This is a genomic window from Bradyrhizobium oropedii, from assembly GCF_020889685.1.
GTDB classification, from domain to species: Bacteria; Pseudomonadota; Alphaproteobacteria; order Rhizobiales; family Xanthobacteraceae; genus Bradyrhizobium; species Bradyrhizobium oropedii.
Genome location: NZ_JACMYO010000438.1, coordinates 1 through 1191 on the forward strand (window position 1 = coordinate 1; position 1191 = coordinate 1191).

At 61.7% G+C, this 1191-nt stretch carries 1 pseudogene; it reads right to left on the reverse strand.

Annotated features, from left to right (window positions below):
• Positions 1–262: 262 nt before the first annotated feature.
• Positions 263–1191 (reverse strand): annotated as a pseudogene (locus H8A95_RS43140) (IS110 family RNA-guided transposase); the annotation flags it as partial.

Below are 1191 nucleotides of genomic sequence, written 5' to 3' on the forward strand. Positions count from 1 at the left end.
GCGGGCGCAAGAGCTTTCTCAGTCGACTTCACACATGGGAGCGGTGCGGTCATGTATACGGCCTGTAAAGCGCGGCGCATGACCGCTGGCCTCGATGAAGTCCGCGACACAAGGGGCTAAATCAATCAGACGCGCTTGAAGCGCATTGTCGCGCCAGCCTCACTCATGCCGGGATTTCGTCCCGTGGGTTCATCGCCTGTTATTGCTCCTTGCCCTCTGCCGGCCCGCGCCGGTCAGATCTCTTTGACAGCCGCTGTATGCATCAAGCGGCAGCCATAGTCGTCGCCGGCGTCTCCGGACGCCGGTAAATCCCGCCCTTGTTCAAGAGCGCCCAAGCAATTCGCGCTGTCTTGTTGGCCAGCGCGACCGCTGCCACCTTGTACGGACGTCTGGCGAGCAGCGCCCTCAACCACGGCCGCGCCCGATCGGCCTTCCGGGCAATTCGCAGGACGGATGTAGCCCCAAGAACGAGGAGGCTCCGAAGTTCGGGGTTTCCCATCTTCGAGATGCGTCCCATCCGCTCCTTGCCCCCACTCGAATGCTGTCGTGGCGTCAGTCCCAGCCAGGCAGCAAAGTGACGAGCGGATTTGAAGCCGCCGGGATCTGGCACCAGCGCCTTGATGGTCGCCGCTGTAATGGCTCCAATGCCGGGGATCGTAGTCAGTCGGCGCATGTCCTTGTCGGTCTTTGCCGCGGCAACAATGGCTCGCTCGAGCTTGTCAATCTGGTCCGCCTGGGCCTCGATCTGATCGGCAACTGCCGTCAGGGCGACGCGCGCTGCCGCAGGCAAGCGGACATCTGCTACGTCCCGTACGATTGCAACCAACGCCTCGACCTTTGTCCGGCCAGCGGCGGCAATGATGCCCAACTCGGCGAGATGCGAGCGTAGGGCGTTGATAGTCTGCGTTTGCTGTTTCACCAGAAGTGCGCGACTCTTCAGGAACCATCATTGCGGCTTGTTGCTCAGCCGTTTTGATCGGAACGAAGCGCATGGTCTTGCGAGTCACGGCCTCGCTGATGGCCTCGGCATCCGCCGCATCCGTCTTGCCGCGCTTCACAAAGGGTTTGACATAAGCCGGCGGAATCAGCCGCACTTGATGACCGAAAGTTGCAATCTCGCGCGCCCAATAATGGGCGCTGCCGCAGGCTTCCATCCCCACCAGGCATGGTGGCAGCTTCTCGAAGAAACGC